This is a genomic window from Nocardiopsis oceani (assembly GCF_054777395.1).
The window spans coordinates 22,237-40,156 of the sequence record NZ_BAAHAR010000052.1 but is presented as its reverse complement, the minus strand read 5'-3'; the positions used below and the strand labels follow the sequence as shown (position 1 = coordinate 40,156).

Sequence of the window (17,920 nt, the reverse complement as noted above, 5' to 3'; positions counted from 1 at the left end):
AGTGGTTCCCAGATCTCGCACGGCCCTATCCTAAGCCGAACGGGACGAACGGGGACGTAGGTCATGGGTCGGCCGTGCGAGAGCTGTCGGGCGCGGTGTCGGCCCGCTCGGCCCGCTCCAACGCCCGGTCCCGTGCCTCCTCGGCCACCGCTAGGCGCGCCGCCGCGGCCTCCCTGACCTCGGCGAGGGTGAGCTCGGCGTTGCGGCGCTGGGTGTCGAGTTCGGCGGCCAGGCGTTCGCGGTCGGTCGCCAGGCGATCCAGTTCCGCGGTGAGGCGCGCGCGCTCGGCCTCGGCTGCCGCACGGTCGGACTCCACGCGCTGGTGGGCCCGCTCCAACTCGGTACCGAAGCGGGTCCGCTCGGACTCCAGGGCCTGCGCGTCGCGGCGCGCCTGCTCCTCGGCCTGCTCGGTCCTGGCCAGGGCGCTCCGCTCGGCCAGCTCGGCCTCGTCCCGCAGCCGCGCCTGTTCGGTGAGCTCCGCGCGCAACCGCTCGGACTCCTCGGTGGCCCGCCCCAGCCGGGAAGCGGATTCGGTGCGTTCGAGCTCCAGGTCGGCGCGGGCACGCTCGGTGGTCTCGGTGATCCGGTGCTCGGCCGCGGCCAGTCCGGCGTTGGCCTCTGCCACGGCGGCGTCGCGCTCTCCGACGGCGACACGGGCCAGATCCGCCTGCCGGTCGCGCTCGGCCTCGGCGGCGTCCCGGCGGTGCAGGGACTCCTCGGCGATGCGCTCGGCGTCCTGGGTGGCGGCGACGGCGGAAGCGGTGGTCTCCTCGGCGGTACGGCGGGCCGCCTCGGCCTCCCGGCGCCGGTTCTCCGCCTCCAATCGGGCGGAGTCGGCTTCGGAGACCTGGCGCGCGGCGGTCAACCGGGCCGCTTCGACCTGGGCCTCGGCGGCGGCCGGATCGGACATGGTGGAGAAGGCCTCGGTGGCCGCTTCCAGGGTCGTGTTGAGCTGTTCGGCCTGGACCGCGAACCGGGTAAGGAGGTCGTCGGCGCGCAGCCGGGCCACGGTGACGGGCTCGCTTCCCTGGCCGGAGGCGGGGGCCGCAGCTTTCTCGTCCTGGTCGGTGCGGGCCGCTTCCTCGGCGTTGTCCGCTTCCTGGGCTTGGCGCTGGCGTTCCTTCCACGCCCGCCAACGCGTGTGTTCGGGCAGGTCGCAATATTGCGGCGGGCGTCCGGGGGAGGAGCCGCGGGGGACGGATCGCGTACAGCCGGGGAAGATGCAGGTGCTGGAGTCGGAGGAGGCCACGGGCCGAGGGTAGCGTCTCCGCCCTGTCCCGGAGGCGGTGTGCCGTCAGGTCCGAGGCGGTGTGTCGCGTGTGTCCGGGCACGCAAAAGCCCCCGTGCGGGACGTGGGTATGACCGCACGGGGGCTGGCACTGGGAGGAAGGTGGACCTCCGGCCGTGGAGCTCCTAGTCGTGGGCGCCGAAGCCGTCGACGCGGCAGACCATCGTGGTCACGAAGGGGCGGAAGCCCTCCTCCTCGAGGAAGTTGATGTCCTCGGATGCGGTGGCCAGCGCGGAGAACTCGATGTCGCGGATGCCCTGGCCGGCGAGCTGGCGACGGACCTCTTCGAGGAGCTTGGAACTGACACCGGAGCCCTTGTACTCGGGGTCGATGGCGAAGGTCTGCACGACGGCGACCCGCTCACCGCGGTCCCAGCTGCCCTGTGCGTTCTCACGGATGGTGACCATGGCGTACCCGGCCAGGTCCCCGTCGTGCTCGGCGAGGATCGCCATGGTGTCGGGGTCGGCGAGCCACGCCAGGTACTGGGCGCGGCGACGGCGCCAGGACTCGTCCAGGCTCACCGCGCTGATGATGTCCTCGAGATGCGGGGCGGTCACCGTGTGCTGCTGGTGCAGTGCGCCCCACAGGTCGGCGAGCTCCTCTACCTCGTGCGATCCGAGGTAGCGGAAGCCAAGGACGCCGACGTTCGTCACGCGAGGTTTGGTCATCAGCGAAGTTTGCATGTTCTTCTCACCCGTTCCACCAGCATTGGGTGCTGATCCCCTGGGATCCGTGTTGTGCGGATCCGTGGTTGAGCTGTGAATCTGACTGTACGCGCCGGTATCGACCGGAACAGGCGCGACACGAAGAAAAGGAAGCATGAGATCGCTTTAGAGAAAGAATCTCTGATCTTTCTTTATGGAGTGGCCTGCTGGGGCTGCTGGGGGCGACTTGGACGGTGTGCACGGAATCACGTGCATAGCGTGGTCTATCGGGCGGAAACCACCCCGAAACCTGGTCGTACTGTCATAAATTGGACGGCATGATCGACGTTCGGCGGTTGCAGCTCCTTCAGGCCCTTGACCACCACCGCACGGTGGCGGCGACCGCGGAGGCGCTCAACGTCACTCCGTCGGCGGTCTCCCAACAACTCGCCGCCCTGGCCAAGGAGGCCGGGGTCCCCCTCGTCGAACGCCAAGGCCGCCGCTTTCTCCTGACCGGGGCCGCTCGCGTCCTACTCAAACGGGCGCACGTGATCTTCGCCGAGATGGAGCGCGCCACCGCGGACCTGGCCGAGTACACCGACGGCGACCGGGGCGTGGTCCGCGTGGGCTCCTTCTCCACCGGCATCAGCGATCTGATCGCCCCGGCCCTGGCCCGAATGAGCACCAGCCACCCCGGGTGGACCTTCGAGGTCGTGCAGGCCGAACCCGAGGACAGCACCGAGATGGTGCGCTCGGGCTTTTTGGACGTGGCCCTGACCATGTCCACCACGCACATGCCCGCCGCCGGGGACCCGGACTTCCGCACGGACCGGGTCATGGTCGAGCTGTTCGACGCGATCCTTCCTTACCAACACCCCCTGGCCACCCGGACGAGCCTGCACCTGGCCGACGACCTGGCTGCTGAGGGCTGGATCATGTCCGCGCCCGACACGGCCTGGCACTCCTGCGTGACCGCCGCCGCCAACCAGGCGGGTTTCCAGCCGCGGGTGATTCACACGGTCGACGACTTCAACGCCGTCTTCGCCATGATCCAGGCGGGCCTGGGCGTCGCACTGATGCCGCGGTTGGCCTGGACCGGCCTGAACAAGCCGCAGATCGTGGTCCGCGGGGTGGAGGAGACCGCCCGGCGCCACATCTACGTCCTGTCCAGGGCGGGGGCGACGCCCGAACCGCTGCTCACCGCCGTCCGGGAGGCCGCGAGCAAGGTCCCCGTCCCCTCGGTCGGGCCGTTCGCCATCGCGGGCTGACCCCGGACGCAGGAGGGCGCGGCAGACTGCGGTCCACCGGGCGGGGCGCCGCTCAGACCGGCAGCGGCGGAACTTCGTCGAGCACGTCCTCGGCCGCCTGGTGCAGGTAGGTCGCGACCAGCCGGATCGGCTTCCACGACCAACCGCCGGTGCGGCCGGCCAGGTAGACCCGGCGGGCCCCGCCCAGCTCGCCCAGCGGGGCATGGGCGACCCCGCGCCGGGTGGTGGTCGACAGGCGGGGCACCACCCCCACGCCCACGCCGGAGGCCACCAGCTCCTCGAAGAGCTCCAAGGTGTCGATGCGGTGCACGATCTTCGGTGTGAAGCCCGCGTCGGCGCACATCCGGTGGAGCAGGGCCTCCTCGTCCCCCCGGTAGGGGCTGGTGATCCACGAGGCGTCCGCCAGCTCCCGCAGGCGGCGCCGGGTGAGGGTTCGGCTGTCCGCGCCCTCGGAGTGCTGGGAGAGGAGGAGGACCTCCGTTCCCACCGGGTAGACGGTCAACATCCCCGGGAATTTCCGGGGGAGAAGGCTGTACTGGTAGACCACCCCCAGATCCGCCCCGCCGTCCTGCAGGAGGTCCAGCGCCTGCTCCGACTCGTACTCGGTCAGGTGGATGTCGATCCCCGGGTGGTCGCGCCGCAGTCGACGGAGCGCGGGGAGCACGATCGGCGCGGCTGAGGTGTACATCACCAGGTCAACACGGCCCACCGGTGCGGTGGCCCCGTCGAACTCGGCCTGGGCCGCCTCCACGCGGGCCAGGATGTCCACCGCGTGCTCGGCCAGCCTGCGCCCGGCCGGGGTGAGGCGCACCCGGCGCCCGTCCGGGATGAGCAACGGAACACCCGCCTCCTTCTCCAGGACGGCGAAGTGTTTGGACACCGCAGAGGTGCTCATGCCGGTGACCTCCGACACAGCCGCCATGGTGCCGAGCCGTTCCAGTTCCACGAGCAGGCGCAGTCGCGTGAAGTCCATCAACCAAAAGTACACGGTAGATCAACCTTCAGTCCGTGGACAGAAACGAAGGGCTGGGATTCAGTGGTCGGGTGATCCGCTCCCTCCTTCCCTCGCCCCGCCGTGCCCAGTTCCGGCTCCCTGCGCCGTTGATGCTGCTCATCGGCATGTTCACGCTGCACACGGGCAGTGCCCTGGCCGTGACCGCCTTCGAGCACGCCAGCCCGGCCACGGTCACCTGGCTCCGGCTCAGCTGGGCCGCGCTGCTCCTCCTCGCGCTCGGTGGTCCCTCTCTGTGGCGGGCCGTGCGCGCGGCGACCTGGCGCGAACTGGGTGCCGTGGTGATCCTGGGCACAGCGAGTGCGGGGATGATGCTGTTCTACTCCGAGGCGACGGCGCGGATCGAGCTCGGTACCGCCACCTCCATCGAGTTCCTCGGAACCCTCGTGGTCGCCGTGGCCGCCATGCGCCGCCGCCGCGAACTCGTGTGGATCGTCGCCGCCGTGGTCGGCGTGGTCTGCCTGACCCGCCCTTGGCAGGGCGACCTCGACCTGTTGGGGATCGGCTTCGCCCTGGCCGGGGCGGTCTGCGTGGTCGGCTACATCGTGCTGACGCAGCGGGTGGGCGCCGGCTTCGGCGCCGTACACGGCCTCGCCCTGGCGATGACGGTCGGCGCCCTGGTCACCGCGCCGTTGGGAGCCCCGGCCGCGATCGCCCAGCCCAATCCCGAACTCATCGTGTTCACGCTGCTCATCGCCCTGCTCTTCCCGCTGGTGCCGTTCCTGCTGGAGATGGTCGCGCTGCAGCGGATGAGCCGGACCGCCTACAGCACCTTCTCCAGCCTGGAGCCCGCAGTGGCCTTGGTGATGGGGTTGATCGTCATCGGCCAGGCGCCGGTGGCCGTGCAGCTGGTCGGAATGGGGCTGGTGGTGATCGCCGGGATCGGCGCGGCCCGAGGGGACCGCAGCGCCCGGCCCGCCGTGCCGAAGCGGGAGGGGGCGCGGATGCGGGGCGCCGACACCGCCGGGCAGCCCGTAGATGCGGGGACGGCCACCTCAACGGGGCAGTCCACCAAGACCGGTCCGGGGGCGAAGGACGGCGCCCCCGGACCACAGGCCCAAAGGTCGCGGGGGCGGTCGGAAGGACCCGAGTGCGTGGCCCCGAACCCCGCACCCCGCGCCGACGGCTGGCCGCGCCGCCGCCCGGCACAGCGGCCCACCTGACCCGGTCCTTCGCCGTGCGCCCCTGCACCAGGGCGGACGCCGCGCGGCGGAGGGCCGTCACCGGCACCGGATCTCAGACGTCGTCGGGCAGGTGTACCGCCGCGCCCGAGGCGATGTCGCGCAGGGCTTGGACGTGCTGTTCGAAGGCCTTGCGGCCCTGCGAGGTGAGGGCTAGGGAGGTCCGGGTCCGTCGGCCCACACGGAACTTGGTCACGCCGACGTACTCGGCCTCCTCCAAGGTCGCGATCTGTTTGGAGAGCGAGGAGTCGGAGACCTCCAAGGTGTCCCGCAGGACCCGGAACTCGATCTGCCTGGCTGAGGCGAGGGCCGCCACAATGGAGAACCGGACGGGGGAGTGAATGACCTCGTCCAGCCGACTGCGTGGATGGCTCACTTCTTACTCCTGCTGAGCCGCAGGTCGATGAAGCCCGCGAGCAAGAGGGGAACGGTGCTTAGGGCCGCCCCGGTGATCCACCACGCCGGGTCGCCGGGGAAGTGCTCGCTCCCCACCATGATCGTCGCGCCGTAGACCGTGCCCCAACCCAGCATCGAGAAGGTGTGGATCCAGCCGAATCGGCGCGGTGTGACGGGACGGGTGAACATCCAGGCGAGGAGCACGAGCACGGTCACCCCGAACAGTACGGAGGCGGCCATCGGTGCCGGGGTGCCTTGGAACAGGCCGATCGACACGAGCAGGATGAAACTCGTGACAGAGAAGACCACTGCGTATCCCAGGTACCAGCCACCGCGTCCGCGTACCTTCGCGTCCAGTGCTTCAGCTTGCTCGAGGGCGTCCCGCGCCTCTTCCCTGCGCATAAGCATCTCCTCCGTCGTCGTCATATTTCCATAGTCGCACTTACTTTCCATGGTGGCAAGTGAAGATTTGCCGAGGATGCCCGAACCGGTGCACCCGCGGACATGACCGGTCCCACCTCCGGGGCACGGCCATCCGGCGCGCGCCCACGCCCCCGCATGCACTAACTTGGTCCGAATCATGGCGGCCAAATCTGACCTCGAACTCCTGCGGGCCCACGAACCGGTGCTCATGTGCACCGAGGGGGAACTCTTCTTCCCCACCGATGTGGAGGCCTACGTACGCAACTGCAGCCTTTGGATCGAGGAACCCGGCGGGCGCGAGAGCGTGATCGTCCCCGCGGGGGAGCTCACCCTCGAACGGCTCTCCCAAGCCGAGGAGGAGTGGCCAGGGCGCCACAAGCACCTGCGCTTCGTCCAGGAGGAGACGCTCCGCGAGGAGGCGCGACGCTTCAAGGGCATCGCCCGCTCGGTCATCCCCAAGAGCGGCCGCCTGGCGGCCGTAGGCGTGCTCGGCCGCGTCCTCGACATCCTGATGAAGATCTCCCTGCTCATCCGCGGCGCCGTCCCCGGCGGCGTGACCTTCGCCTCGGTGACCCGCTACCGCGAGCGCGTCGACAACGGCGGCGCCACCTACTACGGGCGCGTCACCCGCGAGGGCGGCTACATCATCCTGCAGTACTGGTTCTTCTACGCCATGAACGACTGGCGCACCATCTACGGCGGCGTCAACGACCACGAGGCCGACTGGGAACGCGTCACCATCTACGTCGTGGCCAACCCCGACGGCACCACCCGGCCCGTGTGGGTGGGCGCCTCCTCGCACGAGTACCACGGCGACGACCTGCGCCGCTCCTGGGCCGACCCGGACCTGCACCGGGACGGCGTCCACCCCATGATCTACGTCGGCGCGGGCTCGCACTCGCACCAGATGCTCCCCGGCGACTACCTCATCCAGGTCGATCCCGCCTTCCTGCGCGGATTGGTCCGTGCCTGGCGCCGGATCACCCAGCGCCTCTTCCGCGCCGACAGCGCCATCAACCGGCACGGCATCGGAGTGCCCTTCGTCGACTACGCGCGCGGTGACGGCGAACGCCTCGGCCCGGGCGGCGACCGCGAGTGGAACGCCGTCCTCATCGACGACGACACCCCCTGGGTGCGCGGCTTCCGGGGTCTGTGGGGCCGCGACACCCGCGACTTCTTCGAGGGGGAGCGCGCGCCCAGCGGGCCGCGCTACGAGCGCGACGGCACCATCCGGCGCTCCTGGGCCGACCCCCTTGCCTGGGTCGGGCTGCAGAAGGTGGCCCCCAGTGAACGGGCGGCCCGCGCCGAACTCCGCTCCCATGTGCGCGGCCTCGACGGGCGCCTGCGCGACATGGACGCCGACGTCGTCAGCCGACGCGACAAGCTGCGGCAGCTCGAATCGTCCCGGATAGCCCTCGACCGGGAGGCCCACTCCCGGCCCCGCGCCCGCGAGTACACACAGCGGATCGAGAAACTGGAGGCCGAGCTCGCCGGGGTCTACGAAAAGCGCGTTCTGCTCGCCGACGAGCGCGACACGCTCCTGCGGTCCCTGGAGAGCGACACCCCGCTGGTGCCCTCACCCACCGGACACCTCAAGGCACCGCACATGCCGTACGCCTCCGGTGACCAGCGCACCAACCGCTTCCTCCACCTGTGGGTGGCGCTGAGCACGCCCCTGCTACTGATCTCCCTGGCACTGACCCTGTTCCTGCTCGACGGGCAGATGACCCTGTGGGCCATGCTCGGGGTGGTGCTGGCCTTCGCCGCGATCGACTCCATCGCCCGCCGCAAGTTCGGCCAGTACGTCACCGGACTGGCGGTCGCGACGCTGATCATAAGCCTGATAGTGGGGGTGGTGGCCGCCTTCATCGCGGACTGGCGTATCGCTATCTCGGTGCCGATCGTACTGATCGTGGTGGTCCTGCTCGTGGTCAACGTCCGCGACCTCCTGCGCCGCTGACCGCGCCCGGCCCCGGGCCGCTGACCGGGTGACCGCCGCGCCAAGCCGACGCCTCGCGCGGTCCGCGCATGCCAGGCATGATGGCGCCATGGACGATGCGCTGTTCGGATCACCGCCCGTCACCGTCGCCCCCGGCGCGGTCCACTTGCCCGGGTGGCTCCGCTTCGACACCCAGGACGACCTGGTCCGGCGCTGCCGGGAGTGGGCCCGCGGGCCGTCCGGGATGCGCCGCCACTCCATGCCGCGCGGCGGCGTGATGAGCGTGTCCATGGTCTCGCTCGGCTGGCACTGGCAGCCCTACTCCTACGCGCGCACCCTGCCCGACGGCACCGCCGTCCAGCCCTTCCCGAACCTTCTCGGCGACCTGGCCACCCGCGCCGCCGAGGCCGCCTACGGCGCCCCGTACGAGGGCGACCCCTACGACATCGCCCTGGTCAACTTCTACGACGCCGACGCCCGCATGGGCATGCACCAGGACCGCGACGAGGCCTCCCGGGCGCCCGTGGTATCCCTCAGTCTCGGAGACACCTGCGTCTTCCGTTTCGGCAACACCGAGACCCGCACCCGCCCCTACACGGACGTCGAACTCCGCGGCGGCGACCTGTTCGTCTTCGGCGGGCCCTCGCGCATGGCCTACCACGGGGTGCCGCGCACCAGGCCGGGTACCGCCGACCCCCGGCTCGGCCTGGACGGTCGGCTCAACATCACCATCCGCGCCTCCGGACTGGCGGACTGACGCCGCCGCTCGGGTCCCGCATGGCGTGTCGGCGCGCGTCCCCGAGGGGCCCGGGCCAGGATCGGGCAGGTCAGGCCAGACCGGGGGAGGACCGCCGATGAACGAATCCGCACCCGAACGCACCATGATCCTGGGCAGCGACAACGCCGTCCCGCCGACCGGTGCCCCACCCGGAGAGCTCCGCACGCTCCTGTACCGGGAGGGCAGGAGGGTGCACGAGGCCGCCACCCTCGGCGAAGCACGCGCGGCGGTGCGCGAGGACCCCGCGCTCTTCGCCTGGATCAGCATGACCGCGCCCAACCAGGAGCAGCTCAGGGAAGCCGCACACCACTTCGAACTGCCCAGGCTCGCCCTGGAGGACGCGATCGTCGCCCACCAGCGGCCGAAGGTCGAGACCTACCGCGACGTCCTGTTCGTCGTGCTCCGCCCCGCCCGGTACGACCGGTCGGCGGAGACCGTCGAGACCGGTGAGATCCACATGTTCGGCGGGACCGGCTTCGCGATCACCATCCGGCACACCCGGCAGATCGATTTCGAGGACGTCCGAGCCGAGCTGGAGGCCCAGCCCCGGTTCCTCGCCCTGGGGTCCCCTCCGGTCATCCATGCCGTCGTCAACCGGGTCGTGGACGCCTACGCACCCGTCATCTTCGACTTCCAGGACAGCATCGACGAGGCCGAGAGCGAGGTCCTCGACGGCGCCCCGGCCGCTTCCCGCCACACTTACCGGCTCGCCCGGCAGGCGATCCACCTCCACCGCGCGATCGATCCCCTCGACGTCGTCCTCAGCGACCTCACGGCCCTCCTGGACCACTCTGAGGAGGCTGATCCGGGCCTGCCGAAGGTCCCGGACCAGCACCGGCACCTCGTGCACAACTACCTGCGCGACGTCACCGACCACGTCACCGCCGCACGCGAGCACGTCGAGGGTTTCCGCCAGCTCCTGCAGAACATCATGGAGGTCAACAGCGCGCTCATCGGACAATCCCAGAACGAGGCCATGAAGAAGGTGTCCTCCTGGGGCGGCATCCTCGTCGTGCCCACCCTCATCTCCTCGGTCTTCGGGATGAACATCGCGCCCCAACCCGGTTTCCACTGGGTCTTCAGCTGGCCGTTGGTGCTGCTCTTCATGGCGGCGACCTCGGTGGGGCTCTACTTGGTCTTCAAGCGCAACGGCTGGCTCTGACACGGCGGCCCCGGGGCCCGGCCGCAGGCGGTGCGTACCGGAGCTCACGGGTCGAGGAGAGGGCGGACCTTCTCGACCTCGGTGCGGGCCGTAGCCGCGTGCTCCTCCGCCTCCGTCCGGGTGCGGCGCAGGTTCTCGACGGTCCGTTCCACCTGCTGGTCCAGCTTCTGCAACAGGAGGCCGAGGGCTTCCTCCTTCTTGGCCTGGTCCCGTTCACCGGAGAAGTAGGCACCCGCGGCGACTGCCCCGGCAACCGCGGCCAGTACCCACAGGACGTTGTTCAGCGTCAACAGGGCCATGAGGAGCAGCACGACAACCGTCACCAGCGAGGCGAAGAGGACGGTCCGGTAGCGGCTGCTGGGAGTGTGCAGATAACGCAGCTGCTGACGGGCGCGGTAGACCTGCCGGACGTCGGCCCCGGACTCGGTGACGGTGATGCGCGCACCGTACGAGTTCAGGACCGTCTCCTCCAGCGCTGGCTCGCAGGCCCGTTCCACCAGGGTGTCGGCGGCGTCCAGGAGCGCGGTCCGCTGCAGGGCGAGGGCGAAGGTGCGGCGGTGGACGGGTGCGCCTTCCCGAGCCAGGTCCCGTTGGAGGAGGGTGCTGACGGTTTCGACGGGATCGCTCCAGGCCTGGATGGCGTGCCCCGCCTGGTTGTTCTCGATCACCGAGCGGAGGCGGCCGGCTTGGACCAGTAGGGGAGCTTCCTCGGCGCTGCCTTCCTCGATGAGCAGGCGCAGGGTCTCGGTGAGGAAGTCGGTGCTCGCTTGGTCGTGGGCCAGTACTTCGAACGGGGTGTCCTCACTTCCGAGGGCGGTGAGGCGGGCGACCCGTTCGCGCAGATCGCCGAGGGCCTGGGCAGCCTGAGCTCTGCGGACGCTCGAGGACTCCCTCGTCCCGCGGCGCCCTTCGACAGGGGAGAGGCGGATCCATTGGTTGGCGGCGGGGACGCGGACGCCCTCGGCCGACCAGGCGCGCAAGGTGGACCGCAGGAGGTGTTCGCGGGCGTCGTCGCCGTAGGAACCGTCGGCGGTCAGCAGCCACAACGCGCGCTGGACCCGGTTCAGGCGGGTTTCGGGGGCCGGAAGGTGGGGGAGCATGTCGGCGGCCACGCTCGCACCGAGGGTGCGCGCGTGCTCGGGGCGGGTGAGCGGAGCGGCCAGGGCCGTGAAGCAGCGGGCCCGTTCGTGGTCGAGCTCGGCGGCCTCGTCGAAGCGCACACGAGCCTTGGAGACGTCGTCGTTGAGGAGGGCGTGCAGGCCGTGGGCGGTGGGGACCAGCCAGTAGCCGGGCACGTCCTTGAGGGTGAGGTCGGGCAGGGCGGCGCCGTCCAGCAACTGGAGGGTGCGGTGGCGGGCGAGCGCCGCGTCGTCGAACATCGCCAGGTCCGCGCGGATGTCGGTGAGTTCCATGAAGGCGTCCAGCGTGGCGGAGACCCGGTCGAGCCTCTCCTCCAAGGTGCCCTGGATCTGGCCGAGCTTCGAGCGCAGGTGCCTGCGTTCACGGCTCAGCTGTGATTGCGAGACGCTCAGCCTATCCTCGAGGTCCCTGATCCGCCTGTGCTGGGAATACTGGCTCCAAGTCATCCTTCTCCCTTCCCGCGCGCCGGTGACGGGACGCGCTGGGGGTTATGACGGCGGCGGGGCGGTTCCGGTTCGGCGGCGGGAGACTCCTCGGCCGCAGTGGGTGGCGGGCCCGGTTGGCGGGACGGAGGAGAAACTCGTTTGGCGGGGTTGCCGGGACGCATTGCGTGGATCAGACTGGGAGCGCTCCCAACCCGAAGGGCCCCGTCATGTACCCCGCCACGCCCGAGCCGAGCCTCCCCCCGGGCCTGCTGTTCGGAACCGCCACCGCCGCCTACCAGGTCGAGGGCGCCGCCAACGACGGCGGACGAGGACCGTCGATCTGGGACACCTACTGCCGCACCCCGGGACGGGTCGCCCGAGGAGAGAGCGGTGACGTGTCCTGCGACCACTACCACCGCTACGGCGAGGACGTCGCGCTGCTCGCCGACCTCGGGGTGGACCTGTACCGCTTCTCGGTGTCCTGGCCCCGCGTCCAGCCCACCGGACGGGGCCGCCCGAACGAAGAGGGCCTGGCCTTCTACGACCGCCTGGTCGACACGGTCCTCGGCGCGGGGATCGAGCCGGTCCTGACCCTCTACCACTGGGACCTGCCACAGGCACTGGAGGACGAGGGCGGCTGGCGCGTACGCGACACCGCACACCGGTTCGCCGAGTACACGAGGATCGTCGCCGACCGCCTCGGCGACCGGGTGAACCGCTGGATCACCCTCAACGAACCCTTCTGCTCGGCGTTCGTGGGACACGCCGTCGGCCGCCACGCCCCCGGAACCCGGGAGGGGACCCCGGCCCTGGCCGCGGCCCACCACCTGCTCCTCGCCCACGGCATGGCCACCGGGGAGCTGCGCGCCTGCGCCGCCGGCCAGGTCGGCATCACGCTCAACCCCGACCACCTGCTGCCCGAGACCGACTCCGAGGCCGACCGGACAGCCGTGGAGCGCGCCCGGACGCTGCACAACCGGACCTGGTTCGACCCGCTGTTCACGGGCGCCTACCCGGACAACGAGAAGGAGACCTGGGGCGACCTCGCCGACGGCTCCTACCGGCAGGAGGGAGACCTGGAGACCATCGGTCAGCCCTTGGACTTCCTCGGCGTCAACTTCTACCGGCCGATCATGCTCCGCGACGCCCCGCACACCGAAACCGACCCGGGCCTGCGGACCGCCGCCGACATCGGTACCGAACAGGTCCCCTTCGAGGGGGTCAGGCACACCACCATGGGCTGGCCCGTGGTTCCGGAGACCTTCGACGCGCTCCTGGTCGACCTCGACCGCCGCTACCCGGGGCTGCCGCCGATCCTCATCACCGAGAACGGGTCCGCCGAAGAGGACGTGCCCGACGGGCAGGGCCGGGTCCACGACGACGACCGCATCGCCTACCTGCGCGACCATTTGGCCGCGCTGTCCCGCGCGATCGACGCGGGGGTGGATGTTCGCGGGTACTTCGTGTGGTCGCTGCTGGACAACTTCGAATGGGCCTTCGGCTATGACCGCCGCTTCGGCCTGGTGCGCGTGGACTACGAGCTGTTGGCGCGCCACCCCAAGGACAGTTACCACTGGTATCGGGACTACTTGACCTCGCACCGGGCCCGACGGGCGCACACCGCTGACGGCCCCTGAGGGCCGGCCGGGTACCGCAGTCGGTCTCGGTTGGTACCCGATCCCACAGGGGTGCCTCGCGGTCCAACGCCGTGTTGGCATCCGTTCCGATCTGCGGCAAGCTGGAGGGCGTAAGGCACACGAGGGCTGTGGGGGCTCATGACGGATGGATCGGGTATGACGGCGCCGCCGGATTCGAGTTCGGGTACCAGCGGGAGCCTCAGGGCCGCCCAGAGGATGCTCCAGCTGCAGAACAGCCTGGTGGAGCTCCTGCGGACCAAGCCCTTCAGCCAGATCTCCTACAAGGAGATCACTGAGGGCGTCGACATCGACCGCTCCACCGTCTACCGCTACTACAACCACAAGAACCAGGTACTCCAGGCCGCCGTCGACGTGCGCCTGACCGCCTTCGCCTCCCACGTGGACCTCACGTTCGGCCGGATGGAGTCGATCGACGGTTACATGGGTCGTCTGCTGGACGCCTGGGTGGGGCTGTGGTTGTCGGACGGTGCGCTGCTCGCCGCCGCATCGGGCCTGGGCGCGGAGCCGGGACCGCAGCGCCAGTGGTGGCGCGAACGGATCGAACCGTGGATCGAGGCGGTGCGCGAGGCGATCGAGGTGGCCCGGTTCGTGGAGGAGCTCCCCAAGGACGGGCGGCCGGCGCTGCCGCTGGCGGAGATGACGGTGGGGATGTGCCTGTCCACGCTCAACAGCGAGCTGACCGTCGAACACGACGCCGAGCACCGCACGATGGTCCGGGACCTCCTGCTGGACGCGATCCTGCGCACCATGGGACGCCATTAGCGGCGCCCGGGCCACGCTGACTGAGCGGGCCCGCCTTGAGAGGAGAGGCGGGGTCAGGCGTGCTGGCGCGCGGCTCTGCCGAAGGAGCCCACGACCGCTCCGAAGGCGAACATCGAGGCCTCGTCCTCGTCCATGTGGATGATCCCGGCGGGGATGCGCACCCGGAAGGGCTTGGTCTCGGCAGGGAGGATCTCCAGACCGTCGATGATCCCCTGTCCCTCCAGCATGGTGAGGGCTTCCCCGACCCTGCCGGTGCGGTCTGCCCGCGCCCATATCGACATGCGTTTACCCTAACTACGGCCCTGGGCCGACAGCGGATTCGGCCCGCGACCGGGAGAGCGGCGCGGCGGGAACACGGGAGGTTCCGTGATAAGGCGGACCCGACCTGGAATTCCCGCTCCGTCCGTTCCCCCGGTTTCCCCGTCGGGGTGTAGGGATACCTTCCCAAAGATGTCACCGGCAGTGTACCTGCACGTGCATTTTCATGTGTGAGTGACCGGATCCGGCCATCGGAGGGGGAAGTGGCGGATCCGTGCCGACAGGTGCCGTGCTGGGGCTTTCGCGCCTCGAGGGTGCCCGCCTCAGCGGCGCGAACCGCGGGGCGCGCGTCTTCGGGGCGCTGTCTCAGCGGGCCAGCACAGTCATCTCGTCACCGTGGACGTCGACGGCGTTGAGGTCGACCTCGTCGACGGGGTGGGCCTCGGCCACCGGTCCCTCGACTTCCAGCACCGTCTCGCCGTCCTCACTGGACCCGTCGGCCCCGCCCTCCGCTGTGAGAGCGGCGGTCTCGCGGGAACCGGCGGCCAGGTAGTGCCACCGGTCCTCGGGGTCCTGCCACCAGGTGCCGGCCACCACCTGGCGGTTGAGGTTGCTGCAGGCCCACCCGTCCTCTCGTTCCCCGGCCACGGTGGTCTCGGTTCCGTCGTCGGTCTCGGCGACCAGGACGGCGCGGGCCAGGCCCCCGCCGTCCTGCCCGCCGAACCGCACACAGGACCAGCGGCCGGTGCCGCCGCCGGGCAGGTCCTGGACGGCGAACTCCCAGGCGGTCGCGGTGCGTATCGGGTCATCGGGAGGGTCCCCGGCACAGGCCAGCTCGCCCCACAGGTCGAAGCCCTGATCCGGGCCGAGCACCTCGTGCGGACCGAGCCTGCGGATGTCGGCGGGCGGGGGCGGCATGTATCCGAGGTGGGCCGTGTCCAGCCCGCCCAGGTCGATCGCCGTGTACGGCTCGCCGTGTGCCACTTCGGGAGCACGCAGGCGCAGGACGGGCCCCACGTCGCAGTGCTCCCCGGTGGGCAGGGCCTCGGTGACACCGTCTTCGTGTTCGATCGGGGACCAGCTGGCGTCGTCCTGTCCGAGCGGTGCGGTGTCGGCCTCGACGACCCACGGGGGCAAGAGGTAGTGGGTGCCCTCTTGGGTATCGGCCAGGCGCAGTGCGGGCCAGTTGGCCACCCCGTTGCCGGGTTCGGCGAATACCTCCACCCGCTCCTCGCCGTTCCGGCGGGTATAGCGGGCGACCCTGGGGCCGTCGTGCAGGAGTACGACGTCGCTGTCGGCCACATCGCCGGCGAACAGCAGCGCGGGTGAGGCCGGAGCGGCGGAGCCCAGTTGGCCCTCCTGCTCGGTCCAGGCCGCCAGGGCCCGCTGGGCGAGGTCCTCGTCATCGGCTGCGTCGCCTCGGGGGTGCCAGGCGGTCAGGTCCAGCCGGAAGCTCTCCCGCCACGTGTCGGGCGCGGTCGGCTCGGAGAGCTGAGCCGGGGGCGCGGCGACCGTGGGGACGCCGACGCCGCCGTCGGGGCCGGCGGTGGCAAGGCCGAGGGCGGCTGCCGCCAGGAGCAGGAGGGCCGCGGCGGCGGCCAGCCCCCGCCGGTGCACCAGGGCACCCCGGCCGCTGACCCGCACGACCGTGGGGTCGGGCAGGTGCGGCGGCTCCGGTACCCGCCGGGCACGCTCCACGGCGGTCGCCGCGTCGCGGATCCCTGCGGCGGAGAGGACTTCGGTGGCCTGCTGGGTGTCCAGGCCCTCCACCTTCAGGAGGGCGTAGGCGGCGCGGTCGGCCGAATCCAGGCCTGCCAGCGCCTCCAAGGCGCGGGCCTCGGCCCCGACCCCGTCGAGGGGTGAGACCCGCAAGCCCGCCGGGCCACGGGGGTGCCAGCCGCGGGGGAGGAGCGCTCGCCGCAGGACCCGGCGGCGGACGCGCAGGTATTCGTGTGGCCGGGGGTGGCGCCGTCCCCTCGGAAGCGCGCCGGTCACGAGCCGGTGGGAGTGTTCCAGCAGACCGTGAGGTTCCTTGCTGCCGGAGAGGGTGAGTAGAGCGAGAAGGACCAGGTTCCGATAGGGGGAGCGGGGGAGGGGCTGCTCGGGGGCGTCGTTGGGCATCAGGGCTCCTCGGGATCTTTCCGAGCGACCCTAGGGAAACGGGGCCAAGCGCACCGGGCGAACGCCGACAACCGCGGCCTATGTCAGGAATGTCCTGCTGGCAGGGTCTGGTGGACCGCCTGGCGGTTGAGCGCAGCGAGGTCGGGTCCAGCGATGCGATCGATCACGTCCCCGTCCTCGACGTGACCACACTTGAGCGTCGGCGCCAGGAACACATGCGCGGGCTTGGTCCCCGGCCCCGCCTGCGGGGGCCTGCCTGACGCGGCACCTGGGAGACCGGGTAACCTCGTCAGGCCAGTCGGACTCCACCTTGCGGGCCAGGGAACCGGATCGGATCCGGGACTGACCCGCAGCGGTGCGGGGACGGGCGGGCACGTCTTGGCGGGGGACACCGCGCAGGCAATCCGTACCCGCTCGCCCCCGCGTTCGAGGACCTGCTGGCGCCGACGGTACGAGCCGTCGGTCACCCCCGGGCCACGCAGAGGAGCCCCCTGACACGAAGGACGTCCATGCCGCCAACCGGTCGACCTGCATCGGGCCCACCCGGTCCGGGCAGCGACAGCACGGAGCTCCGTGCCCCGGGAACGGCCGGACCGCGCGACCGGCGCGACCGCTGTCCCGGCACGTTCAGACCGTGGGAGGCCGACGACGGGCTCCTGGTCCGGCTCCGGCTTATCGGCGGGCGCCTTTCCGCGGACACCCTGACCGCACTGGTCGGGGTCGCGGAACGGTACGGTGACGGCCGGGTCCGGGCCACCGTGCGGGCCAACCTGCAGCTGCGCGCCCTCCCGGGGGAGGACGGCACCCTCGCCCCGGAGGTCGTCGGCGCGCTCGAGGGCACGGGGCTCCTCCCCTCGCGCACCCACGAACTGGTCCGCAACGTCATGGTCTCCCCGGGCTCGGGCCTCTGGAGCGGGCGGGCCGACCTACGCCCGGTCGCCGCCGAGCTCGACCGGCTCCTGTGCGCGGCCCCGCACCGTGCAGGGCTCCCCGGCCGGTTCCTGTTCGTGCTCGATGACGGCCGCGGCGACCTCATGGACCGCACCTGTGACCTGGGCCTGACCGCCCTCGACGCACACCGCGCGCAGATCCGGGTCGGGAACGGCTGGGGCCCGGTGGTCGCCCTCGACGAGGCGGCAGAGGCCCTGGTCTCGCTCATCGACCGGTTCCTGGAGCACCGCGGGGACGGCCCTTCCGCCGCGTGGCACGTCTCCGAACTCCCGGCCCCGCTCACCGAGTCTGCACCTCCCGACCCGCGGCTGCCTCCCCCCGCACCCCCGCTCCCGTACGGCCCCGTGCCCGGGGGCGGGCATCACGTACCCGTCCACGGCACCGGACTGGACCGAGCCGCCGCCGACACGCTCACCGAGGAGATCCGTGCCACCGGCCACGGCACCCTCGTCGTGACCCCGTGGCGCGGCGTCCTCGTCCCCGGTGCCCTCGTCCCCGGAGGTAGCTCTTGACG

16 protein-coding genes are annotated in these 17,920 nt (G+C 71.0%); 8 read left to right on the top strand and 8 right to left on the bottom strand.

Annotated elements, in window-relative coordinates; translation table 11 throughout:
- Nucleotides 1-61: 61 nt before the first annotated feature.
- The gene (locus ACYVDG_RS27230) at nt 62-1,249 is read right to left on the bottom strand and encodes a hypothetical protein (protein ID WP_460759982.1); all 1,188 of its coding nucleotides are present in this window, start codon (nt 1,247-1,249) and stop codon (nt 62-64) included.
- A gap of 164 nt (nt 1,250-1,413) precedes the next feature.
- Nucleotides 1,414-1,956 carry a GNAT family N-acetyltransferase gene (locus tag ACYVDG_RS27225; RefSeq protein WP_460759979.1) on the bottom strand — a complete coding sequence of 181 codons (543 nt, stop codon included), beginning with the start codon at nt 1,954-1,956 and terminating at the stop codon, nt 1,414-1,416.
- 314 nt (nt 1,957-2,270) lie between these two features.
- Between ACYVDG_RS27225 and ACYVDG_RS27220 the strand changes: the two genes are divergently transcribed.
- The gene (locus ACYVDG_RS27220) at nt 2,271-3,200 is read left to right on the top strand and encodes a LysR family transcriptional regulator (RefSeq protein WP_460759976.1); all 930 of its coding nucleotides are present in this window, start codon (nt 2,271-2,273) and stop codon (nt 3,198-3,200) included.
- A 52-nt stretch (nt 3,201-3,252) separates the two neighbouring features.
- Here ACYVDG_RS27220 and ACYVDG_RS27215 read toward each other — a convergent pair whose 3' ends face one another.
- A complete protein-coding gene (locus ACYVDG_RS27215) occupies nt 3,253-4,173 on the bottom strand; it encodes a LysR family transcriptional regulator (RefSeq protein WP_460759971.1) in 921 nt (306 codons plus the stop codon).
- 71 nt (nt 4,174-4,244) lie between these two features.
- Here ACYVDG_RS27215 and ACYVDG_RS27210 point away from each other — a divergent pair, with 71 nt between their 5' ends.
- Nucleotides 4,245-5,375 carry an EamA family transporter gene (locus tag ACYVDG_RS27210; RefSeq protein ID WP_460760073.1) on the top strand — a complete coding sequence of 377 codons (1,131 nt, stop codon included), beginning with the start codon at nt 4,245-4,247 and terminating at the stop codon, nt 5,373-5,375.
- A gap of 73 nt (nt 5,376-5,448) precedes the next feature.
- On the opposite strand, the gene ACYVDG_RS27205 is transcribed toward ACYVDG_RS27210, so the two are convergent.
- Nucleotides 5,449-5,769, bottom strand: a complete 321-nt coding sequence (locus tag ACYVDG_RS27205) for a winged helix-turn-helix domain-containing protein (RefSeq protein ID WP_460759968.1) — start codon at nt 5,767-5,769, stop codon at nt 5,449-5,451.
- Nucleotides 5,766-6,215 (bottom strand): hypothetical protein, encoded by a 450-nt coding sequence (locus tag ACYVDG_RS27200; protein WP_460759963.1) that lies wholly within the window; start codon nt 6,213-6,215, stop codon nt 5,766-5,768. The genes ACYVDG_RS27205 and ACYVDG_RS27200 overlap by 4 nt, the downstream gene beginning before the upstream one ends.
- Nucleotides 6,216-6,369: 154 nt before the next feature.
- Between ACYVDG_RS27200 and ACYVDG_RS27195 the strand changes: the two genes are divergently transcribed.
- The 3 genes from ACYVDG_RS27195 (at nt 6,370) to ACYVDG_RS27185 (ending at nt 10,091) form a co-directional block, all read left to right on the top strand.
- Entirely contained in the window at nt 6,370-8,172 is a 1,803-nt protein-coding gene (locus tag ACYVDG_RS27195; protein WP_460759958.1) for a hypothetical protein, read from the top strand.
- An 88-nt stretch (nt 8,173-8,260) separates the two neighbouring features.
- Entirely contained in the window at nt 8,261-8,908 is a 648-nt protein-coding gene (locus ACYVDG_RS27190; protein WP_460759954.1) for an alpha-ketoglutarate-dependent dioxygenase AlkB family protein, read from the top strand.
- A 97-nt stretch (nt 8,909-9,005) separates the two neighbouring features.
- Nucleotides 9,006-10,091: a magnesium and cobalt transport protein CorA gene (locus ACYVDG_RS27185; RefSeq protein ID WP_460759951.1), complete on the top strand. Its 1,086-nt coding sequence runs from the start codon at nt 9,006-9,008 to the stop codon at nt 10,089-10,091.
- 44 nt (nt 10,092-10,135) lie between these two features.
- Here ACYVDG_RS27185 and ACYVDG_RS27180 read toward each other — a convergent pair whose 3' ends face one another.
- Nucleotides 10,136-11,677, bottom strand: a complete 1,542-nt coding sequence (locus tag ACYVDG_RS27180; RefSeq protein WP_460759948.1) for a hypothetical protein — start codon at nt 11,675-11,677, stop codon at nt 10,136-10,138.
- A 206-nt stretch (nt 11,678-11,883) separates the two neighbouring features.
- On the opposite strand from ACYVDG_RS27180, the gene ACYVDG_RS27175 reads away from it, so the two are divergent.
- Entirely contained in the window at nt 11,884-13,293 is a 1,410-nt protein-coding gene (locus ACYVDG_RS27175) for a GH1 family beta-glucosidase (protein ID WP_460759944.1), read from the top strand.
- A gap of 216 nt (nt 13,294-13,509) precedes the next feature.
- Nucleotides 13,510-14,076: a TetR/AcrR family transcriptional regulator gene (locus ACYVDG_RS27170; RefSeq protein WP_460760065.1), complete on the top strand. Its 567-nt coding sequence runs from the start codon at nt 13,510-13,512 to the stop codon at nt 14,074-14,076.
- Between the two features lie 53 nt (nt 14,077-14,129).
- On the opposite strand, the gene ACYVDG_RS27165 is transcribed toward ACYVDG_RS27170, so the two are convergent.
- Both ACYVDG_RS27165 and ACYVDG_RS27160 read right to left on the bottom strand, forming a co-directional pair.
- Nucleotides 14,130-14,357 (bottom strand): hypothetical protein, encoded by a 228-nt coding sequence (locus ACYVDG_RS27165; protein ID WP_460759941.1) that lies wholly within the window; start codon nt 14,355-14,357, stop codon nt 14,130-14,132.
- A gap of 343 nt (nt 14,358-14,700) precedes the next feature.
- A complete protein-coding gene (locus tag ACYVDG_RS27160; protein ID WP_460759936.1) occupies nt 14,701-16,455 on the bottom strand; it encodes a hypothetical protein in 1,755 nt (584 codons plus the stop codon).
- A 509-nt stretch (nt 16,456-16,964) separates the two neighbouring features.
- On the opposite strand from ACYVDG_RS27160, the gene ACYVDG_RS27155 reads away from it, so the two are divergent.
- A complete protein-coding gene (locus ACYVDG_RS27155; RefSeq protein ID WP_460759929.1) occupies nt 16,965-17,918 on the top strand; it encodes a nitrite reductase in 954 nt (317 codons plus the stop codon).
- Nucleotides 17,919-17,920 lie beyond the last annotated feature (2 nt).

Excerpts from the sequence above, each read along its gene's own strand:
- ACYVDG_RS27180 (WP_460759948.1), bottom strand. The coding sequence starts at position 11,677 with ATGACTTGGAGCCAGTATTCCCAGCACAGGCGGATCAGGGACCTCGAG.
- ACYVDG_RS27170 (WP_460760065.1), top strand. The coding sequence starts at position 13,510 with ATGCTCCAGCTGCAGAACAGCCTGGTGGAGCTCCTGCGGACCAAGCCC.
- ACYVDG_RS27220 (WP_460759976.1), top strand. The coding sequence starts at position 2,271 with ATGATCGACGTTCGGCGGTTGCAGCTCCTTCAGGCCCTTGACCACCAC.
- ACYVDG_RS27165 (WP_460759941.1), bottom strand. The coding sequence starts at position 14,357 with ATGTCGATATGGGCGCGGGCAGACCGCACCGGCAGGGTCGGGGAAGCC.
- ACYVDG_RS27215 (WP_460759971.1), bottom strand. The coding sequence starts at position 4,173 with ATGGACTTCACGCGACTGCGCCTGCTCGTGGAACTGGAACGGCTCGGC.
- ACYVDG_RS27225 (WP_460759979.1), bottom strand. The coding sequence starts at position 1,956 with ATGACCAAACCTCGCGTGACGAACGTCGGCGTCCTTGGCTTCCGCTAC.
- ACYVDG_RS27160 (WP_460759936.1), bottom strand. The coding sequence starts at position 16,455 with ATGCCCAACGACGCCCCCGAGCAGCCCCTCCCCCGCTCCCCCTATCGG.
- ACYVDG_RS27195 (WP_460759958.1), top strand. The coding sequence starts at position 6,370 with ATGGCGGCCAAATCTGACCTCGAACTCCTGCGGGCCCACGAACCGGTG.
- ACYVDG_RS27200 (WP_460759963.1), bottom strand. The coding sequence starts at position 6,215 with ATGACGACGACGGAGGAGATGCTTATGCGCAGGGAAGAGGCGCGGGAC.
- ACYVDG_RS27175 (WP_460759944.1), top strand. The coding sequence starts at position 11,884 with ATGTACCCCGCCACGCCCGAGCCGAGCCTCCCCCCGGGCCTGCTGTTC.
- ACYVDG_RS27190 (WP_460759954.1), top strand. The coding sequence starts at position 8,261 with ATGGACGATGCGCTGTTCGGATCACCGCCCGTCACCGTCGCCCCCGGC.
- ACYVDG_RS27155 (WP_460759929.1), top strand. The coding sequence starts at position 16,965 with ATGCCGCCAACCGGTCGACCTGCATCGGGCCCACCCGGTCCGGGCAGC.
- ACYVDG_RS27185 (WP_460759951.1), top strand. The coding sequence starts at position 9,006 with ATGAACGAATCCGCACCCGAACGCACCATGATCCTGGGCAGCGACAAC.